Origin of the sequence: Enterococcus sp. 6D12_DIV0197 (assembly GCF_002174385.1) — a bacterium.
Classification (GTDB): Bacteria; Bacillota; Bacilli; order Lactobacillales; family Enterococcaceae; genus Enterococcus_D; species Enterococcus_D casseliflavus.
Window position 1 is genome coordinate 2,229,633 of record NZ_NIBN01000001.1, and the last position, 17,800, is coordinate 2,247,432.

At 42.6% G+C, this 17,800-nt stretch carries 11 protein-coding genes; 3 read left to right on the top strand and 8 right to left on the bottom strand.

Annotation, left to right across the window (positions count from 1 at the left end; all coding sequences use genetic code 11):
- Positions 1-11: 11 nt before the first annotated feature.
- Both A5867_RS10345 and A5867_RS10350 read right to left on the bottom strand, forming a co-directional pair.
- On the bottom strand, positions 12-821 hold the full coding sequence (locus A5867_RS10345) for a transporter substrate-binding domain-containing protein (RefSeq protein WP_008381907.1): 810 nt from the start codon (positions 819-821) through the stop codon (positions 12-14).
- Positions 822-839: 18 nt separating this feature from the next.
- Entirely contained in the window at positions 840-1,577 is a 738-nt protein-coding gene (locus A5867_RS10350; RefSeq protein WP_008381909.1) for an amino acid ABC transporter ATP-binding protein, read from the bottom strand.
- 267 nt (positions 1,578-1,844) lie between these two features.
- On the opposite strand from A5867_RS10350, the gene trpS reads away from it, so the two are divergent.
- On the top strand, positions 1,845-2,852 hold the full coding sequence (gene trpS, locus A5867_RS10355; RefSeq protein ID WP_005236112.1) for a tryptophan--tRNA ligase: 1,008 nt from the start codon (positions 1,845-1,847) through the stop codon (positions 2,850-2,852).
- A 401-nt stretch (positions 2,853-3,253) separates the two neighbouring features.
- Here the strand turns inward: trpS and pheT are convergent, their stop codons facing one another.
- The 6 genes from pheT to lepB all read right to left on the bottom strand — a co-directional run bounded on the left by pheT (position 3,254) and on the right by lepB (position 15,420).
- Entirely contained in the window at positions 3,254-5,674 is a 2,421-nt protein-coding gene (gene pheT / locus A5867_RS10365) for a phenylalanine--tRNA ligase subunit beta (RefSeq protein WP_087627543.1), read from the bottom strand.
- A complete protein-coding gene (gene pheS, locus A5867_RS10370) occupies positions 5,675-6,721 on the bottom strand; it encodes a phenylalanine--tRNA ligase subunit alpha (RefSeq protein ID WP_005226191.1) in 1,047 nt (348 codons plus the stop codon).
- Positions 6,722-7,073: 352 nt separating this feature from the next.
- Positions 7,074-7,394 (bottom strand): winged helix-turn-helix transcriptional regulator, encoded by a 321-nt coding sequence (locus A5867_RS10375; RefSeq protein ID WP_005226192.1) that lies wholly within the window; start codon positions 7,392-7,394, stop codon positions 7,074-7,076.
- A 67-nt stretch (positions 7,395-7,461) separates the two neighbouring features.
- Positions 7,462-11,139 carry a helicase-exonuclease AddAB subunit AddA gene (gene addA / locus A5867_RS10380; protein WP_087627544.1) on the bottom strand — a complete coding sequence of 1,226 codons (3,678 nt, stop codon included), beginning with the start codon at positions 11,137-11,139 and terminating at the stop codon, positions 7,462-7,464.
- Positions 11,132-14,749 carry a PD-(D/E)XK nuclease family protein gene (locus A5867_RS10385; protein ID WP_087627545.1) on the bottom strand — a complete coding sequence of 1,206 codons (3,618 nt, stop codon included), beginning with the start codon at positions 14,747-14,749 and terminating at the stop codon, positions 11,132-11,134. Before A5867_RS10385 ends, addA begins: the two co-directional genes overlap by 8 nt.
- Positions 14,750-14,871: 122 nt before the next feature.
- Positions 14,872-15,420: a signal peptidase I gene (lepB, locus tag A5867_RS10390; protein ID WP_087627546.1), complete on the bottom strand. Its 549-nt coding sequence runs from the start codon at positions 15,418-15,420 to the stop codon at positions 14,872-14,874.
- A 214-nt stretch (positions 15,421-15,634) separates the two neighbouring features.
- On the opposite strand from lepB, the gene A5867_RS10395 reads away from it, so the two are divergent.
- Both A5867_RS10395 and A5867_RS10400 read left to right on the top strand, forming a co-directional pair.
- Positions 15,635-17,086, top strand: coding sequence for an NAD-dependent succinate-semialdehyde dehydrogenase (locus A5867_RS10395; protein WP_087627547.1), 1,452 nt, complete (start codon positions 15,635-15,637; stop codon positions 17,084-17,086).
- A 112-nt stretch (positions 17,087-17,198) separates the two neighbouring features.
- Positions 17,199-17,795 carry a nitroreductase family protein gene (locus A5867_RS10400; protein ID WP_015509778.1) on the top strand — a complete coding sequence of 199 codons (597 nt, stop codon included), beginning with the start codon at positions 17,199-17,201 and terminating at the stop codon, positions 17,793-17,795.
- The last annotated feature ends 5 nt before the right edge of the window (positions 17,796-17,800 follow it).

Genomic DNA, 17,800 nt, shown 5'->3' on the forward strand with positions numbered 1-17,800 from the left:
TCAGTTTCCTCCTACTCTACTTTTCCTGATTCGTCTTCAGGGAACCACTTGTTGTAAATCTCATCATAGGTTCCATCTTCACGCATTTCCCGCAAGGCTTGATTCACTGCATCAAGAAACGGCTTTTGTCCTTTATTGATGGCAATCCCATAAGGTTCTTCTGTAAAAGTTTCGCCAACTAAATGGTAATTGGGATTTTCACTCGCCATCCCTAATAAGATCGCATTATCCGTGGTCATAGCATCCCCTTGACCAGATTGTAAAGCAGTAAAGGCTTCCGCATAATTCTCAAGTTCTAAAATTTGCGCTTCTGGTGCTGCTTCACGGATGTTCACAGCTGAGGTAGAGCCTTTAACGACCAATACAGTGGTGTCTGCGGTCAAATCTTCGATCCCTTGAATAGGACTGTCTTTGGCAACTAATAAAGATTGACCTGCATCAAAGTAGACATCGGAAAAATCGACCTGTTTTTTACGTTCTTCTGTGATAGTCATCGTGGCGATGATTGCATCGATGTTGCCGTTTTTCAAAAGAGGAATCCGGGTTTTTGAGGTAACTTCAACAAAGATGGCATTGCCATCACGACCTAAAATTTTCTCAGTGATTGCACGAGCGATATCAATATCGAATCCCCGTACTTCTCTAGTCGCGATATCCATCAATCCAAAAAGACGGGTATCGTTTTTTACGCCCCAAACGATCTGATTCGTCTCTTTGCTGTTTTCTAAAATATCGATATCTGCGGCACTTTGTCCTTTACAACCTGAGAAAGTCACAAGGGCAAAGGCTAAGACTAGAAAGGAAAATATTTTCTTTCTCATAAGGGTTCCTCCTATTGCTTAATGATTTGTGACTTTACTCAAGAATTGTTTTGCACGTTCGTCTCTTGGTGCATCAAAGAATCCATCGACATCGCGCCGGTCTTCTAAGACTTGTCCTTCCGCCATAAAGACGATTCGATCTGCTACTTCACGGGCAAAGCTCATTTCATGGGTAACAACGATCATGGACATACCTTCACTGGCAATTTTTTTCATGACATCCAATACATCACCAATCATTTCTGGATCCAATGCTGACGTTGGCTCATCAAAAAGCAGCATCTCTGGTTTCATCGCAAGCCCTCTGGCAATTGCGACCCGCTGCTGTTGTCCGCCGGATAACATGGAAGGATAGGAATCTTTTTTATCTAACATCCCTACCCGATCAAGAAGTTTTTCCGCCAAATTGATGGCTTCTTGCTCATTTTGTTTTAATACTTTAATCGGTGCCAACGTAATATTTTCTAACACGGTTTTATTTGGATACAAGTTGAAATGTTGAAACACCATGCCGATGTTTTTTCTAATTTCTGTCATTTTGACATCTTTGTCAAACAAGTTCTTACCATTGACCAATAATTGACCACCTGAAATGGTTTCTAGACCATTAATCGTACGGAGCATTGTACTTTTACCAGATCCTGAAGGCCCGATAACAACAACGACCTCACCTTTTTCAAATTCAAGGTTGATGTTTTTTAATGCATGGAACTTTCCGTAATATTTCTCTACGTTCTTAAATTCGATCATTGCCATTGATTCACACTCCTAGCTTTTTTTAAAATTAAATGAGTAATTGGAAAGATTTGATTCATATTATAGCTCAATCTTTTTTCATTTGTAAAGGTTCTTTTCCAATGTTCCCCCCTTATTTCTGAAAAGACAAGTGCTATTTTACTTTGATGTGAGGTTTTTGTCCATGAAAATTTTTCTCACCCCATCAGATCACAAGGAGAACCGGTTGTTTCTTTTGCTAAAAAAAGGTAAGATAAACCATATAACAAAGGAAAAGGTGGAAAAAAAGTGAATACGATTTTAACTGGCGACCGCCCAACTGGCAAATTGCATCTTGGCCATTATGTGGGGTCTTTAAAAAAACGGGTCGAAATGCAAGCTGACCCTGAAAATCAGCTTTATATCATGGTCGCTGACATGCAGGCACTAACAGATAATGCGAAAACACCTGAGAAGGTCTCAGCGAATATTTTAGAAGTTGCTTTGGATTATTTAGCCGTTGGATTGGATCCAGCAAAAACAACGATGTTTATTCAATCGCAAATCCCTCAGCTCTCTGAATTGACGATGTATTATCTCAATCTAGTCAGTGTTGCTCGAGTACGACGCAATCCAACCGTTAAAGCCGAAATTGAACAAAAAAAATTTGGTGAAGGCGTTCCTTCTGGTTTCTTCATCTATCCTGTCTCTCAAGCAGCGGATATCACCGCTTTTAAAGCAAATTTAGTCCCAGTCGGCGAAGATCAAAAACCAATGCTGGAACAAACGCAAGAAATCGTGCATAGTTTTAATTCTACGTATAGTGAAGTATTAGTCGAACCAAAAGCGGTTTTACCGCCAAAAGGCATGGGACGTTTAGCGGGGATCGATGGGAACGGGAAAATGAGCAAATCATTGAACAACGGCATTTACTTAGCTGATCCAGCCGATGTATTACAAAAGAAAGTGATGAGCATGTACACGGACCCAAATCACATTCATGTCAACGACCCCGGACAAGTTGAAGGCAATATGGTCTTCACTTATCTTGATGTATTTGGTACCGAAAAAGAAAAAATTGCTGAATTAAAAGAACATTACACCCGTGGTGGATTAGGCGATGTCAAAATCAAACGCTATTTGATCGATGTTCTAGAAGCCGAATTTGCACCGATTCGTGAACGCCGTGAAGCTTTTGCAAAAGATCCCGGTGAAGTGATGAACTTACTAAAACTTGGTAGTGAAAAAGCTGAACAAGTTGCCGCTCAGACGTTAGCTGAAGTCAAAAATGCAATGGGCATCAATTACTTTGCTTAAAAAAACAAGCCTTTACGGCTTGTTTTTTTGTTTACAAATCGGAATGAATTCTTTCATACAAAACCTATGTGTCAACTCTGTGTTAGATTTCACGAGAACCCTTCCTCCCCAGACTGACACTTTGTGTAATTTGATTTGATGCTGTTTCTTGCACAAAAACCAAGAGAGCTGTCCTAAAAAATAACCTCATAAAATGCGGATTAGAAAATCCTTTTTTCAACCTTGCCAGTGTTTAAAAAAAGTTGTACCAAAAAAGCTGGATTGCCTTCTATAGAGAAATCTTTTACGGCTTTCACTCAACTCCTCACATTCTTGTGTCATCTGAGCATCTATTATAATAGTAGAAAACGTTCCCCACCCAACTTCTTTGTATGGTGGAGAACGTTTTTCTACTTATTTGATTAGCGGATTTCTGCTTGAACGTTTTCTTCTAAGTTACGAGTAATTTTCGCTATTGCTTGATTGATCTCTTCATCCGTCAGGGTAGCTTCTGGATTGCTAAAGGTAAGGCTGTACCCTAATGATTTTTTGCCTGCTTCGATGTTTTTCCCTTGATAAACATCGAATAAACGAATCGCACTTAAGAAGCGACCTGCACTTTCGCGAATGATCTCCATCACGGACTGGTTATCGATCGTTTCATCAAGCAAGAGTGCCATATCCCGCGTTACTGATGGGAACTTAGAAACTGGTTGATAGACCAATTGTTCTGTTTTTGCTGCTAACAGTTGATCTAAGTTCAATTCAGCAACATAGGTTTCACTCACTTCATAATCTTTGGCGATCGATGGGTGGACTTGTCCCAAGAAGCCGATTTCTTGGTCATCTAGCAGGATCATTGCCGTACGGCCAGGATGCATCTCTTTGATAGCTGCCGTTTTTTGATAACGAATACGGTCGGTTAATGCCAACGAATCAAATAGATTTTCTAAAATGCCTTTCAAATGGAAGAAATCAACTTTTTGAGCTTGGGTTTGCCAGTCTTTCTCATGGATATTTCCTGTCAAAGCTAGCCCTAAGTGATTGACTTCTGTTGGCAGCTCGTGCTTACTGTCGCCTGTTTGATAGAAGACGCGACCAATTTCATACAAAGCAACACGATTGTTTTTACGTGCCAAATTGTACGCAACGTCGTCTAACAAGCCTGAAATCAGATTCAAGCGCAAGACGGCACGCTCTTCGGTCATTGGCCAATCCAATCGAGTCACTTGGCTCGATTTATCCGTAAATTGTTGTGCCTTCTCTTCAGTGGTCAAAGCATAGCTAATGGCTTCACTGACCCCGTTGCCTTCCAATAGCGTCCGAACTTCTCTAGTCAGACGTTGCGCTTTGGTTAGATGACCGGCAACCGTTTCTCCTTGCGGTAAAGTCGATGGCAAACGATCATAACCGTAAATACGCGCCACTTCTTCAATGATATCTGCTTCGATCGTAATATCCCAACGACGAGGTGGGACAGAAACAATATATCTGTCTGCTTCTTGACGATGACCAAAGCCTAATGCATCAAAGATTTCTTGCACTTCTTCATCAGTGATTTCTGTGCCTAAATAGCTATTGATTCGAGCTAAAGTGATTGTAACCTCCACAGGTTCTACTGCTACTTGGGAACCTATTACTGCCCCTTTTAAGACCGTTCCGCCAGCAAGTTCTGCAATCAGTGCTGCTGCTGCATCACAAGCTTTTGCAACCGTTGCTTGGTTGATCCCTTTTTCAAAACGAGCAGAGGACTCACTTCTTAAATTGAATTTCTTTGAGGTTAAACGAATCGCTAATGGATCGAACAACGCCGCTTCTAAAGCGACTGTGGTCGTTGTTTCCGTGATTTCAGAATCAAGCCCTCCCATGACGCCTGCGAGCGCAACGGGTGTCGTTCCGTTGGTGATAACGATGTCTTCTGATGAAAGCTGACGTGTTTCTCCATCTAAGGTAACCAGGCTTTCATTTTCTTTGCCGCGACGTACCAGTATTTCCTTGCTGTCTAGCTTTTGATAATCAAAAGCATGCAATGGTTGGCCAAATAATAACAAGATATAATTTGTCACGTCCACAACATTGTTGATTGGACGAATGCCTTCATTCATCAAGCGATTTTGCAGCCATTGTGGACTTGGGGCGATCGTTACACCATCAATGATTCGAATTTGGTAGGCGGGTGCATCGGTTGCTTCCGTGACCTTCACCTGAATTTTATCGGCAGCAGCTACTTCACTTTCATTAAGCGCAATTTCAGGAAACTTCGGTGTTTGCCGATAGATCGCACCGACTTCATAAGCAACCCCCCGCATGCTCAACGCATCCGCACGGTTCGGAGTGATCGATAATTCGATAATGTGATCATCCATATCGAGATAAGGAAAAACCGGTGTTCCTACTTCTGCTTCTGCTGGTAAATAATAGATTCCTTCTGCGTATTCCTTGGGGATTACACTATCAGCATACCCTAGTTCTTGCAATGAACAAATCATGCCGTTCGAAACTTCTCCCCGCATCTTGCTCTTTTTAATTTTTACATTGCCCACGATTCGAGAGCCTGGTAATGCTACGATGACTTTGATGCCACTTTTGACATTTGGTGCCCCACAAACGATTTGCGTGTCTTCTTCCTCACCAATATTTACTTGGCAAATCGATAGATGATCAGAATCTGGATGTGGTCGGCAGTCGGTCACTTCTCCGACAACGATTTTTTTTAAACCCTCTTCAGGCACGTCAATACCTTCGACTTCGATCCCAGTCACTGACATTTTGTCCGCCAGCTCTTTTGGTGTGATCTCAGACAGATCAAGGTATTCATTTAACCATTTGTACGATACTAACATTTATTGTTCCCCCTTGAACTGGCGAATGAAACGCACATCATTTTGATAGAATTGGCGAATGTCGTTTACGCCGTAGCGCAGCATTGCCACTCGATCAGGACCTAAACCAAAAGCAAATCCTGAATATTGGGTTGGATCGATCCCTGACATTTCTAAGACGTTAGGATGCACCATTCCAGCACCGAGGATCTCGATCCAGCCAGTTTGTTTACAAACGTTACAACCCGCACCACCGCACTTGAAGCAGCTGACATCAACTTCGACCGATGGTTCTGTGAAAGGGAAATAGCTTGGTCGCAAGCGAATTTGGCGATCTTCACCAAACATTTTTTGCATCATGACTTCTAAGGTTCCTTTTAAGTCACCCATCGTAATATTTTTATCGATCACCAATCCTTCAATTTGATGGAATTGGTGGCTATGGGTCGCATCATCTGTGTCACGACGGAAAACTTTCCCTGGTGAGATCATCCGCAGCGGCCCTTTAGAAAAATCATGAGTCTCCATTGTTCGCGCTTGCACTGGTGACGTATGGGTCCGAATCAGCACTTCCTCTGAAATATAAAAAGTATCCTGCATGTCTCTGGCTGGATGATCTTTTGGCAGATTCATCCGTTCGAAGTTGTAATGATCTTTTTCCACTTCGTAGCCTTCAACTACTTGGTAGCCCATACCAACAAAGATATCTTCGATTTCTTCCATGATTTGCGTTAGCACATGGCGTGTTCCTCGGTCCATCTTTTTACCAGGCAAAGTCACGTCGATGGATTCTTCAGCAAGGGCTTTTTCCAAGTTTGCTGCTTCGATAGACGATTTTGCTTCTTCGATCGCTTCTGTCAAGATATCACGAATCTCGTTGGCATAGCTCCCCACCTTCGGCCGTTCTTCCGCAGAAAGATCTTTCATCCCCCGTAAAACTTCAGTAATGGGACCTTTTTTTCCAAGCACTTCCACTCGAATCTGATTCAAGTCATTCATGGTTGGACTTTCTTTGATTTTAAGCAATGTCGTTTCCTTCAATGCTTCTAATTTTTCTTGTAAAGACATGTGTTTCCTCCTTCTATACAGTGAATAGTGTAAAAAACGATTTGACTGGAAAAAGTGACGATCTTTTGATAAAAAGACAAAAAAAGACGTCATCCCTAAAAAAAGGAACGACGTCTCGTGTTACCATCCTCATTCGCGGAAAGTTCCGCGCACTCACTTCGGCTAACGACAGCAACACTGCCGACTGATTGTTCTCAGCAAGCTCCAGAAGTGAAATTCATTTTTCGAATACAGGACTTGCTTTCAGTCTGTGACAAGTCTCCCTTTTTCTGATCCAGCCAAATTACTAGTTTCTATCAACGCTTTTTTTACTATTCATTTAAGCTTAGTTTACCTAATTTCCGTTGAGAAATCAACTGCATTCTTCCTCACGTACCCAGGTTTCTGCCCAACGCTTCACACTCATCATACTCTTTTCAAGAGCAATACCTCTTGGCGTCAAGCAGTAAAGATTGTTTTCTTTGCAGACAATTTCTTCCCGCTCTAATTCTTTCAAGCGTTCGACTAACACCCGATCACTCACTTGAGGAATCTTGTTTGCTAACTCAACAAATCTTTGTTTGCCGTCTTCAAGAAGGACATCAATGATCAAGCCGTTCCACTTTTTGCCTAAAATAGAAAAAGCTTTTTCAAATTTAGGACAAAGGGCATAATCCGATTCTACTTTTATCATTCTCCATCACCTCTTTTACCTATTATAGCATATGACTTACGAAATGTAAGAAACTAGGATCGATCAGCTAGAATGCCACGATCATCTTAGGTTTTAACAGCACTAAATAGGTCTGTTTCACTGGTTTGTTCAATGCTTTCTCCAATGCTTGGCAATAGAGTTTTAATTGACCATAATATCGTTCGCGCATTTTCTGTTCAATCTGAGCCTGACTGCCGAACACATCATCCGTTTTAAAGTCATACAAAATGATTTCATCCGCCAATTCAATATAGCCGTCAATAATACCATGGATCAAAAGCGGCGCATCTGGTTCGTCAAACCCTTCAAAGATCGTATCGGCCTCTTTTAGCATCGAAAACGGCTGCTCTCGCTTCACCACATCAGAGAATTGGTTCAACAGTTCACCTAGTTCAGTTTGATAAAACCACAAAATACTCGATCGGTCAATTTTTTTGGCGATTTCTTCAGAAAAAAATTGCTTTTTCACGAGTTCAGCAATCAGGAGCGCCAAAGTATCTTGTGTTGGCTTCATTCCTAAGGGGATCATTTGCAAAACCGTATGTGTTGCGGTTCCGATACTGCTGGCGAGAGGCTTCGTTTCTTGCAGAAATTTGGGTTTCGCCAATTCATCTTGTACGTAGCGATATTGCTGAGGATTCGTCTTCTCGGAAACCGACCGCCATTCCAACAAAGTGGTCTGTTGATCATCAGGATCGTTATAGAGTCTTTTCAATTCTGAAACAGATTGATAACTAGTCGTTTGGGTCGCTTTTTGATAAGGATAGCGATAGGCTAGGCGTTTCAAAAGATCATCGATATTGCTATCTGGCGCAATCAATCGTTTAGGCTCCTCGACTGGCGCAAGCGTCTCTTGGACTTCTTGCGTGATCGTTTCTTGATTCCACCATGACAGACGAAAATGAGCAGGATGATCGATCGTTCGCTTGCGCTCTGACGCTTCGGAGAATACTGCTTCCATATCTGGATGGCGCATCAGGGTCCGTCCGACCCAATCCATCAAGCTCCCCCGTGCCACTAAGCGCAACGCTGGATCAAGAACCATCTCGGATTGTGTCAAGCCAGATTGCCATGTCTTGAAGGCATCCGCTTGATTTTTATAGGAGCCTACTAAGAAAAGCTTCTGCTCTGCTCGTGTCAATGCTACATATAATTTTCGCATCTCTTCTGACAAGGCTTTTTTCAAACGAACTTGCTTGATGGCTTGAAACGGCAGTGTTTCAAATTTAAGGTTTTCTGCGGGTTCCACATATTGGATCCCAGCCCCCAGCTGTTCTTCAAAGATATAGCGTTTTTGAAAATCTTGGTAATTAAAGAATTTTGTTGTATCCAATAAGAAGACTACAGGAAATTCCAAACCTTTACTTGCATGGACGGTCATCACACGAACTGCATCTTCTACTGGTGTAGCTAACGGCTCTGCCAAGTCCTTGTTTTTTTCTTGCATCTTTTCGATGAAGCGAATGAATTGGTACAACCCACGGAAACTGCTCTTTTCGTATTTCTCCGCTCTGTGGACCAATGCCGCTAAATTGGCATAGCGCTGCTGACCTGCAGGCAGTCCCACGACATAATCCAAATAGGCAGTATCTTCATAGATTTGCCAAAGCAAGGTTGGGATTGGTAATCGTCGTGCTTCCTCTCGCCATTGTTCCAGTTTTGTTAAAAACCCATCCACCGTTTGCCACAAGGGTGACGCTTCTTGTTGCCCATGGTAATCCAATACTGCATCGTAGTAGTCGCTGGAACGATTCGCTAAACGGATCTCAGCCAATTGATCTTCTGTTAGGCCGACGATTGGCGAACGCAAAACGGCCACGAGTGGGATATCTTGGTACGGGTTATCAATGATCTGCAGCAAAGAAACGACGGTTTGGATCTCCGTTGCCTGAAAATAGTTTTGAGCATCATTGACCGCCATCGGAATCCCAAACTGCTTAAAGACATCCAAAATGACAAGATTGTTTTTACGTGTGGGGGTCAATAAGACGATGTCATTGTAAGTGATTGGTCGATTTGTTTTGGCTTTTTTGTCATAGATCATGAATTTTGATTCAATCAACTCTCGAATCTTCAAGGCAGTGATCTGCATTTCACCTTCTGTTTTGTCATCGATCAATTGTTCTTCGGATTCATGCTCTTTTTCATATAACAAGAGCTCTGTGGCAAAGGCCTCGCTTTCTGGAAAATCAGGAAAACCGGTAATCAAGGCTGCCGCCTCATCGTAAGGGATTTGTCCAACCCTTTCATCCATCAGTTGTTGAAAAACTAGATTCGTAAAATCCAATACATCGGAACGAGAACGGAAATTTTCTGCTAAGACGATTCTTCGCCCACCATTCTCTGTTTCAAATGCCAAGTATTTTTCGATAAATAGCGTCGGATCTGCTAGTCGAAACGAATAGATCGACTGCTTCACATCCCCCACCATAAACATATTGCCAGGGTTATGATCGACTTGTCTGACCCAATATAAAATTGCCTCTTGCAGCCGATTGACGTCTTGGTATTCATCGACTAATACTTCTTCAAAGCGATCACGATAATAGGTCGACGCCTCACTTCCACTGCCATCTCCTTGTAAAATCTGCAAGGTGAAATGTTCCAAATCATTAAAGTCTAAACGGCCTTTTGAAAGCTTTCTTTCTTGAAATGCTTTCATAAATGCTTCGGTCATCGCTGCCATTTTTTCAACGACAGGTGCTGATCGATGAAGCAGCTCCATCATTTCAGCTGGCGGATACGGGAAGGTGGCCTTCAATTGCTCGACCAATTTTTTCGCATCATCGCGTAAGGGCTTGATTTCTTGGGACAATTCCTTTTGTTCTGGTTTGCGAAAAGCTGGGTAACGACCAAAACGCAATGTTTGGATCTGCTCATAGAAGCCATCGACATCGTCTGCACCCAGCAGAGACTTTAAGGTTTCCACCATGCCCAATTCGGTATCGATCAACTGTGCCGCTTTTTCCATCGCTTCATCAGAACGGGCATAGTCTTGCGCCGCCTGCAGCAAATGCGCCGCTGTCTTCAAATTTTCTTGCAAAGTCGGTTTGATTTGCGATTGATAAAGGATATTTTCAGCAAAGGTTTCTTTGCCGATATAGTGATCACTTAGATGGGCTAACCAGTTGACTGGATCTGGATTGGCTCGGGCAAAGTCATAAAGAGACAGGATCAGATCCCCGACGCCTTCATCAGAACGATCACTTGAAAAATTTTCCGTCAAACGAAAGAAGGCTTCATCATTGGCTTCATATTGTTGATCTCTCAGCTGTGTCCAGATTTCTTCTTTCATCAATAAAATTTCGGTTTCATCGGTCATCATGCGGAAATTAGGATCTAAATCGATCAAATAATAAAAACGCCGAATCACAGTTAAACAAAACGCATGCAAGGTAGAAATGTTAGCTGTCGGCAACAGCTGCAGCTGACGAACGAAGTGCTGGCGCTTTTGCTCGTCACTTTCTTGATTGATGGCCTGTTGCAATGCCACTTGAATCCGTTCTTTCATTTCTCGAGCAGCTGCTTCGGTAAAGGTTACGATCAGTAAAGAATCGATCGTCGTTCCTGCTTTTAGCTTTTCGATCACTCGCCGAACCAAAACGGTGGTTTTGCCTGAACCCGCTGAAGCGGAAACGAGGATATTATCCCCTTTATCAAAAATGGCTTGCCATTGGGTATCCGTAAAGGTTTCATTTTGCGGTTTTAAAGGGATCTTACTCATCTTCTTCCTCCCTTAAGCGATGGATAATCTCATCTTTAGATAAGTTTTCTAAACGGTGGTACTCATTTTCTTTCAACAATACATCAAAGTCACAGATGCTGCGAAACGGACAAAATTCACACGCCCGTTTTTTGTCTTTTATTTTATAAGACGGGTTTAAGGCGATTTCACCGCTCAACAGCTTCTCACCGCTTTGCTGCATGTTTTTACGATTGTGTTTTCTTAATAGTTCAAGCTCTTCTTCTGTATAAAACTTGTTTTTCGCCTGCGTTGTTTTTTGATAATTGCCGTTTTTGTCTTTTCGAACAGGAAATATCGGTGAATTTTTGCTGGCTTCAACATCCTCATCTAGCAACGGGAAAACAGCCGGTTCGTCAATAAACAACCCGTCATACTTGAAACGTTTTAAACGTTCTTCTTCACTGGCTTCTTGTCCATCCAAAAGCGGATTATGCACATGCAGATAATAAGCCCCCGCTGGTCGCACATTTGGCGAACCAACCAGTTGGACAGCATCCGTCAATGCGACATCGAGATAGGTGATCAACTGCATCGCAAGTCCGTAGTATGCTTCAGAAAGGTCAAAATCTCGGCTGCTAGATTTATAGTCAACAACAGAAAGCCATTGTTCTTCTTCCGTTTTCGCCGTATCGACACGATCGATCTTCCCCCGCACATGCAGTTTCCCGCCAGAACTTAATGGCAATTCGATCCCATTGATTCCATTTGAGCCAGCGATCTGACCGAATAGCACCTCCGTCTTTTCAGGACTAAAATGCATTTTTTGTCCTTGTTTCGCTAATGCCCACGCTACTCGCTGAATCGTCTTGCCTAATTGATACCGAATAAAATTCATCCGAGCAGAGCTCGTCAGTAAGCGATAACGGCTTTCGCCAAAAATTTCCTGCAAAACGACTTCCACAAATTGCACGCGTTGGTCAGCAGTTAACTGGGTCAAGGAAATATTTTCAGCAATCAGGACTTTGACAAAGCGGTCCAACGCATCATGGAAAAACTCACCGGTCATTGCTGGATTTAAGCCATAAACTTCCCGTTCTTTTAACCGTAATCCGTAGCTGACGAAATACTTGTATTCACACTGATAGAACGTCTCCATCTGAGAAATGGAACTGTAGATCGATGGTCCATATAGTGCCGCAGCTTGTGCTTGAGACAAAGGAATCGGAATATTTTGATGAGTTTGGCTTTCAAATACTTGGGCAGCTAAATCTGTCCATTCCGAACGCAGCAGCGCTTGTTTCAGCTGCTCCCAAACCCTAGGCAAATTCTCTTTGTTTTTTTGCGCTTGCTGACTGAGGTTATTGATTTGATAGATCAGGCCACGGTAACTGCCGACATAGTTTCTTGGATCGCTGACTAGCGTCAAAATCCCTCGCTCTTGCAGTGGGACATCCAAACGTTTGACCACGCGATCTAAATAAGGCGACATTTTGATGTTTTGCTGGGTATCAAAATTAACGGCATAGGACAGTGATAAGTGTTCCGTTGCTGAAAGCAAGACAGAATAAAAGGCAAATGGCTCCTTGACACTGCCTTCCACCACTGTATCTCTAAGGTATTTTTCACCATTGAACAACTGATTGAAATGCTGACGTTCTTCATTCGTCAACAACGTTTTGTTCTCTATTTTTCTTGGCAACGCCGTTTCATTCAATCCCGGTGCAAATGTGATCTTTGCTTGCTTTGGACGTGCCAGATCAAGGCGATTGATGTTGACTTGGTCGATCGCTGTTGGGATCTTCCCGAATGTGACATTTTCTAAGCCAGTCAATAAGACATCCTCAAAGAGCGCAAAATCAAAGGACTCTTCCCCATAGATCGCAGCATATTCATCCAGCAAATCCATCAAGGCTTGCCATGCTTGTTCATGATTACGGGCTTGATCCAACTTCCCTTGCTGGATTGCTTGATCTCGCCAATGCCGCAGTTGTTCTTCAACACCGGCATTCAGTAAAAAGCGATACAGCAGTTCGACCGCATCGCGGTTCGTTCTAGCAGCCGTCAGCCAGTCTAGAGTATCAGCAACATCTTGTTTAAAGGCCCTGCGCAACTGGTTGGTATACGCTGTCAAATCCACTTTATCCGTCTGCTCTTCTTCCGATTGTAAATACTCGATCAGTTCCCAATCTTCGTTTCTCGTCCAACTCGCTCCTTGGAAATCATGAGCCAACGCTTTGTTCTCGGTAATATCCACCAACTTACGAAACTGGTCACGCCCAACGAGCCAATCTGCTTCGGAGCGATAGGCTGCCGGTAAGTAAAGTTCCGTTCTAAGCAACCGTAAAATATCATTTAAGCGAAAGCCGTAGGATTGACAAGCAAAAAAAGCATTCAAAAACTCAACCAATGGATGTTGCGCCATCATCTGCTCTTCATCGATATAAAAAGGAATCTCAAACTCAGTAAAAATTTTAGGGATATATTGATGATAGATTTCTGGTTCAGCGATCAATAATTGGATCTCTCGGTATCGTAATGTTGGGTACCGTTTCTTATCGCTCATCATCCCACGGATCGACGCTGCAATCTGACGGATCTCTTCTTCTGGATTCCCAACTTTCCAAATTGCCAGAAAGTCCTTCACAGAGGACTGTTGCTGATAGTTGACTTGTGACTGAGTCTGCCGCCAAAATGTTTCAATTTCATTATACGCCTGTTGCATCGATCCCTTCGCTTCCTTGTCTACCTCTTGGTTGACCGAAAGTTTCTGATCCAAATAAATCGGCACTTGATTTTCTCGGGCAAAACTGATCAATTGATAATAGGTTCGCCCTGCTTCATAAAACAAATTTAACGGTGAAGGCAGCTCTTGTGGATACCCACGATCCAGAAAAAGATCAATAATGACATGACTTTTTTTCATCAACACTTGAATCAGCTGCTGTTCCTGTGTTGAAAAAGCGGAAAACCCACTGATAATAAATAAGGCATGGGAAAGATCTGGTGCTTTGTTCATTGACACCGCGTTAGGCATTGCTTGCTCCACTGGAGAATCATCCAGCAAGGAACCTTCAAGAAAGCGTGTCAACAAGGTGATCGGTTGTTCGACTTGTAATGCACGCTCCAGAAGTTCTTGTTCAAATCGTTGAAATATTTTCGCTAATTCACTGTATTTTTTCTCCTCGTCTTGGGTTGCGCTTGGTGCAGCACCACCTGCCAATAAATCTTCGATCCCCAATCGACTTGTATGCATTTCTTGATAGAACGCCAACAATTGCTGGATAAAACCCGCTTTGTTGATCTCACCACGGTATAAGACGAGTTCTTCTTCTAGTTCCAAAAGCAGCTTACGCATGATCATGGAGGCACCATTTTCAGTGATGGCATTTTGAGAAAGCAAGCCGGTTTGCTGCAAATAAAACCAAGCCAAACGGTGAAAACTATACACTTGCGCGCGAATAGAAGCAAAATCTTCTACGCGATCCTCTTTCAGTAATTGAAGGATCTCACGCTCTCGTTCAAATTTGTTGTAGTTAGGTACCAGAAAAAATACTTCTTGATGGTCTTTTTCTAACCAACTTTTTGCATTTTCTATCACTGCTTGATCATGACGACAACGGCCATCGCCAAGGATAAATCGTAAACTCATGAAAGGACTCCTTCTCTCCATCGTCTTTTAAAAAAAACACTAAAAATCAGCGACACGCTTCTTCAAATGCGTCTTTGTTTTTAAAAGAATCTCCTTAAAAACAAAAAAACGGTCGCAGAATTTCACTCTTTGCCTAGCATACCAAAATCGGCTATTGGCCAGAATACAAATTTTACATCACCCAAAATCGTTGCTTCATCGATCAGACCTAATTGACGACTATCTTTGGAAATTCGGCGGTTATCCCCTAACACTAAAATTTGACCTTCAGGAATGACTTCAACACCAAATAACCCCATATCAAAATCACTTGTCAATGGAAAGCCATCTGTGACAGCTGCTTTGAATTCATCCAAGTAGGGTTCATCATATGCTTGTCCATTGATATAAAGGGCATCGTTTTGATAGGAAACCTGATCGCCAGGTAAACCGATCACGCGTTTGATATAGTTTTTGCCTGCTTCATCCGGTGCTTCAAACGTTATGATATCGAAACGTTCGATCTCGGTATTTTTCAAAGCAATCACCCGCTCACCATCATGTAATGTGGGGTCCATCGAATCTCCTTTTACGATCACAGGAGTAAAGACATACTGTCTTAATAACAAGAGGAATAAAGTGAAGATCACGACAAATCCTACTGTTTTTAAAAGCTCTTTTACTTGTTGCACGCGTCCCTCACTCCTTGAATATTTTACTATATTTTCCAAGAATCGAACAAACATTCTTATTTTTCTATTCTACCATAAAATGATAGGAGCAGGACATTTCCCCTTTGGTTCTTTACAAAAATTTGGAGAATCAAGAGACTTGCATATGAATTGTCATCCTTTCTGATCCGTGCTAGGGTTAAATAAGAACCCATTATTGAAAGGAAGTGCCAAGATGAACCAACAGTTACCACAAGTACCAACAAAGTTATTGATTAACGGAAAATGGCTTGAAGGAACAAAAGAGTCGGTTTCGGTTACCAATCCTGCCACTAATGAAGAACTCGTAAAAGTCAGTCAAGGAGGGATCAAGGAAACCAAGCAAGCAATCGATGCCGCAGCGATTGCTTTTCCCGAATGGTCAAAACGCTCCCCTCGAGAACGTGCCGATTTGATGAACGTCATTGCTGATTTGATGGAGGAAGAAAGCGATCGTTTAGCAAAAATCATGAGTATGGAACAAGGAAAACCATTAAAAGAAGCGGAGGCAGAAATCCAATCCAACGTTGACAATTTCCGTTGGAATGCAGCTGAAGCGCAACGGGTCTATGGCGAAGTGATTCCAGCCCCTGAACACAATCATTGGCTGGTACGCAAAGAAGCGATCGGAGTTGTTGGCGCGATCACACCTTGGAACTTTCCTTCTAACATGATTGCAAGAAAAATTGCACCTGCTATGGCCGTTGGCTGTACCCTTGTTATGAAACCATCAAAAGAAACCCCACTATCCGCATTAGCTTTAGGCGAGCTTTTTCAACAAGCAGGACTTCCAGACGGGGTCGTCAATATCGTCTTAGGTGATTCTTCTGAGATTGGGAAAGAATTGACCGAAAATGAACAAGTCAAAAAAATCACCTTTACCGGCTCCACGAAAGTTGGGATGAAATTATATGAACAAGCAGCACCAACTCTGAAAAAAGTTTCATTGGAGTTAGGTGGTCATGCCCCGTTTCTTGTTTTTGCTGATGCTGATTTAGATTTAGCTGCTGAAAAATTAATTGCAGCAAAATTCCGCAACAACGGTCAGGTCTGTACATCCCCCAATCGAATTTTTGTCGAAGAGTCCGTCAAAGACGCCTTTACCAAAACATTACTAGCGAAAATGGAAACCGTAACGGTCGGCAATGGTCTGGAAAACCCTACTGTTGGTCCTTTGATCAACCAAGCAGGCGTTGAAAAAGTCATCGAGCAGTTGGAAGATGCGGTAAATAAAGGAGCTAAAGTTTTACTCGGTGGTAAGAAGCTTACTGAAGGTGAATACGAAAAAGGCAACTTCTTCGCACCAACGGTCATCGATGGGATTACTTCTGAGATGGCTATCTACTATGAAGAAACCTTTGGACCTGTGATTCCATTGATCTCATTTACGGATCGACAAGCAGTCATCGCTGCGGCAAATGATACGGAATTTGGACTAGCTTCCTACTTCTTTTCAACGAATTTGCAAACGATCTCGAATGTAGCCCAAAACCTCCAATATGGGATGGTTGGGGTCAATGACATTGCGATCTCAAATCCGGCGGCTCCCTTCGGCGGCGTCAAGCATTCCGGTTTTGGTCGTGAAAACGGCAAATATGGCCCTGAAGAATACGTGACCGTTAAATTCATTGCTATCGATGCCCAATAAGAAAAAGTCAGGTGCGTTTGCCTGACTTTTTGACGTCCCAAGCATTTTCTTTTACTAACATTAAGTAAGAATGTATACTTCACTCTATGACAATAGAAAAGGTGGGAATACGATGACAAAATTTCTTGATACAATCAAACAGCGCCGCTCAATCTATGGGCTAGGTAAAAATGTGGCTCTTTCCGACACTGAAATCGAAGACATTGTGAAAGAAGCAGTGAAAAATAGTCCAACTGCGTTTAACGCACAATCACCAAGAGCCGTGATTTTATTTGGCGAAGCCCACGAAAAATTGTGGACATTAACAGAGGCTGCGATAGAACCATTGACACCACCCGAAGCGTTTGAAGCGACAAAACAAAAACTTGCTGGTTTTAAAGCGGGTTACGGAACCGTTCTATTCTTTATTCACACGGATACCGTGAAAAATTTGCAAGAGCAATTTGCTCTATATGCAGAGAACTTTCCCGTTTGGGCAGAACAATCGAATGGGATCGCTCAAGCGAACGCTTGGACCGCTTTAGAAGAAGCTGGATTAGGTGCCAACTTACAGCATTACAACCCTGTCATCGATGATGCTGTTGCAGCTGAATGGTCAATTCCTGGAAATTGGCAACTGCGGGCGCAACTAGTCTTTGGTTCAAAAGAAAGCGAACCGAACGAAAAAGAATTTCTAAGTGACGATGAGCGCTTCCGCGTGTTCCATTAATCAAT

Excerpts from the sequence above, each read along its gene's own strand:
- A5867_RS10345 (WP_008381907.1), bottom strand. The coding sequence starts at position 821 with ATGAGAAAGAAAATATTTTCCTTTCTAGTCTTAGCCTTTGCCCTTGTG.
- A5867_RS10350 (WP_008381909.1), bottom strand. The coding sequence starts at position 1,577 with ATGGCAATGATCGAATTTAAGAACGTAGAGAAATATTACGGAAAGTTC.
- pheT (WP_087627543.1), bottom strand. The coding sequence starts at position 5,674 with ATGTTAGTATCGTACAAATGGTTAAATGAATACCTTGATCTGTCTGAG.
- pheS (WP_005226191.1), bottom strand. The coding sequence starts at position 6,721 with ATGTCTTTACAAGAAAAATTAGAAGCATTGAAGGAAACGACATTGCTT.
- A5867_RS10375 (WP_005226192.1), bottom strand. The coding sequence starts at position 7,394 with ATGATAAAAGTAGAATCGGATTATGCCCTTTGTCCTAAATTTGAAAAA.
- addA (WP_087627544.1), bottom strand. The coding sequence starts at position 11,139 with ATGAGTAAGATCCCTTTAAAACCGCAAAATGAAACCTTTACGGATACC.
- A5867_RS10385 (WP_087627545.1), bottom strand. The coding sequence starts at position 14,749 with ATGAGTTTACGATTTATCCTTGGCGATGGCCGTTGTCGTCATGATCAA.
- A5867_RS10395 (WP_087627547.1), top strand. The coding sequence starts at position 15,635 with ATGAACCAACAGTTACCACAAGTACCAACAAAGTTATTGATTAACGGA.
- A5867_RS10400 (WP_015509778.1), top strand. The coding sequence starts at position 17,199 with ATGACAAAATTTCTTGATACAATCAAACAGCGCCGCTCAATCTATGGG.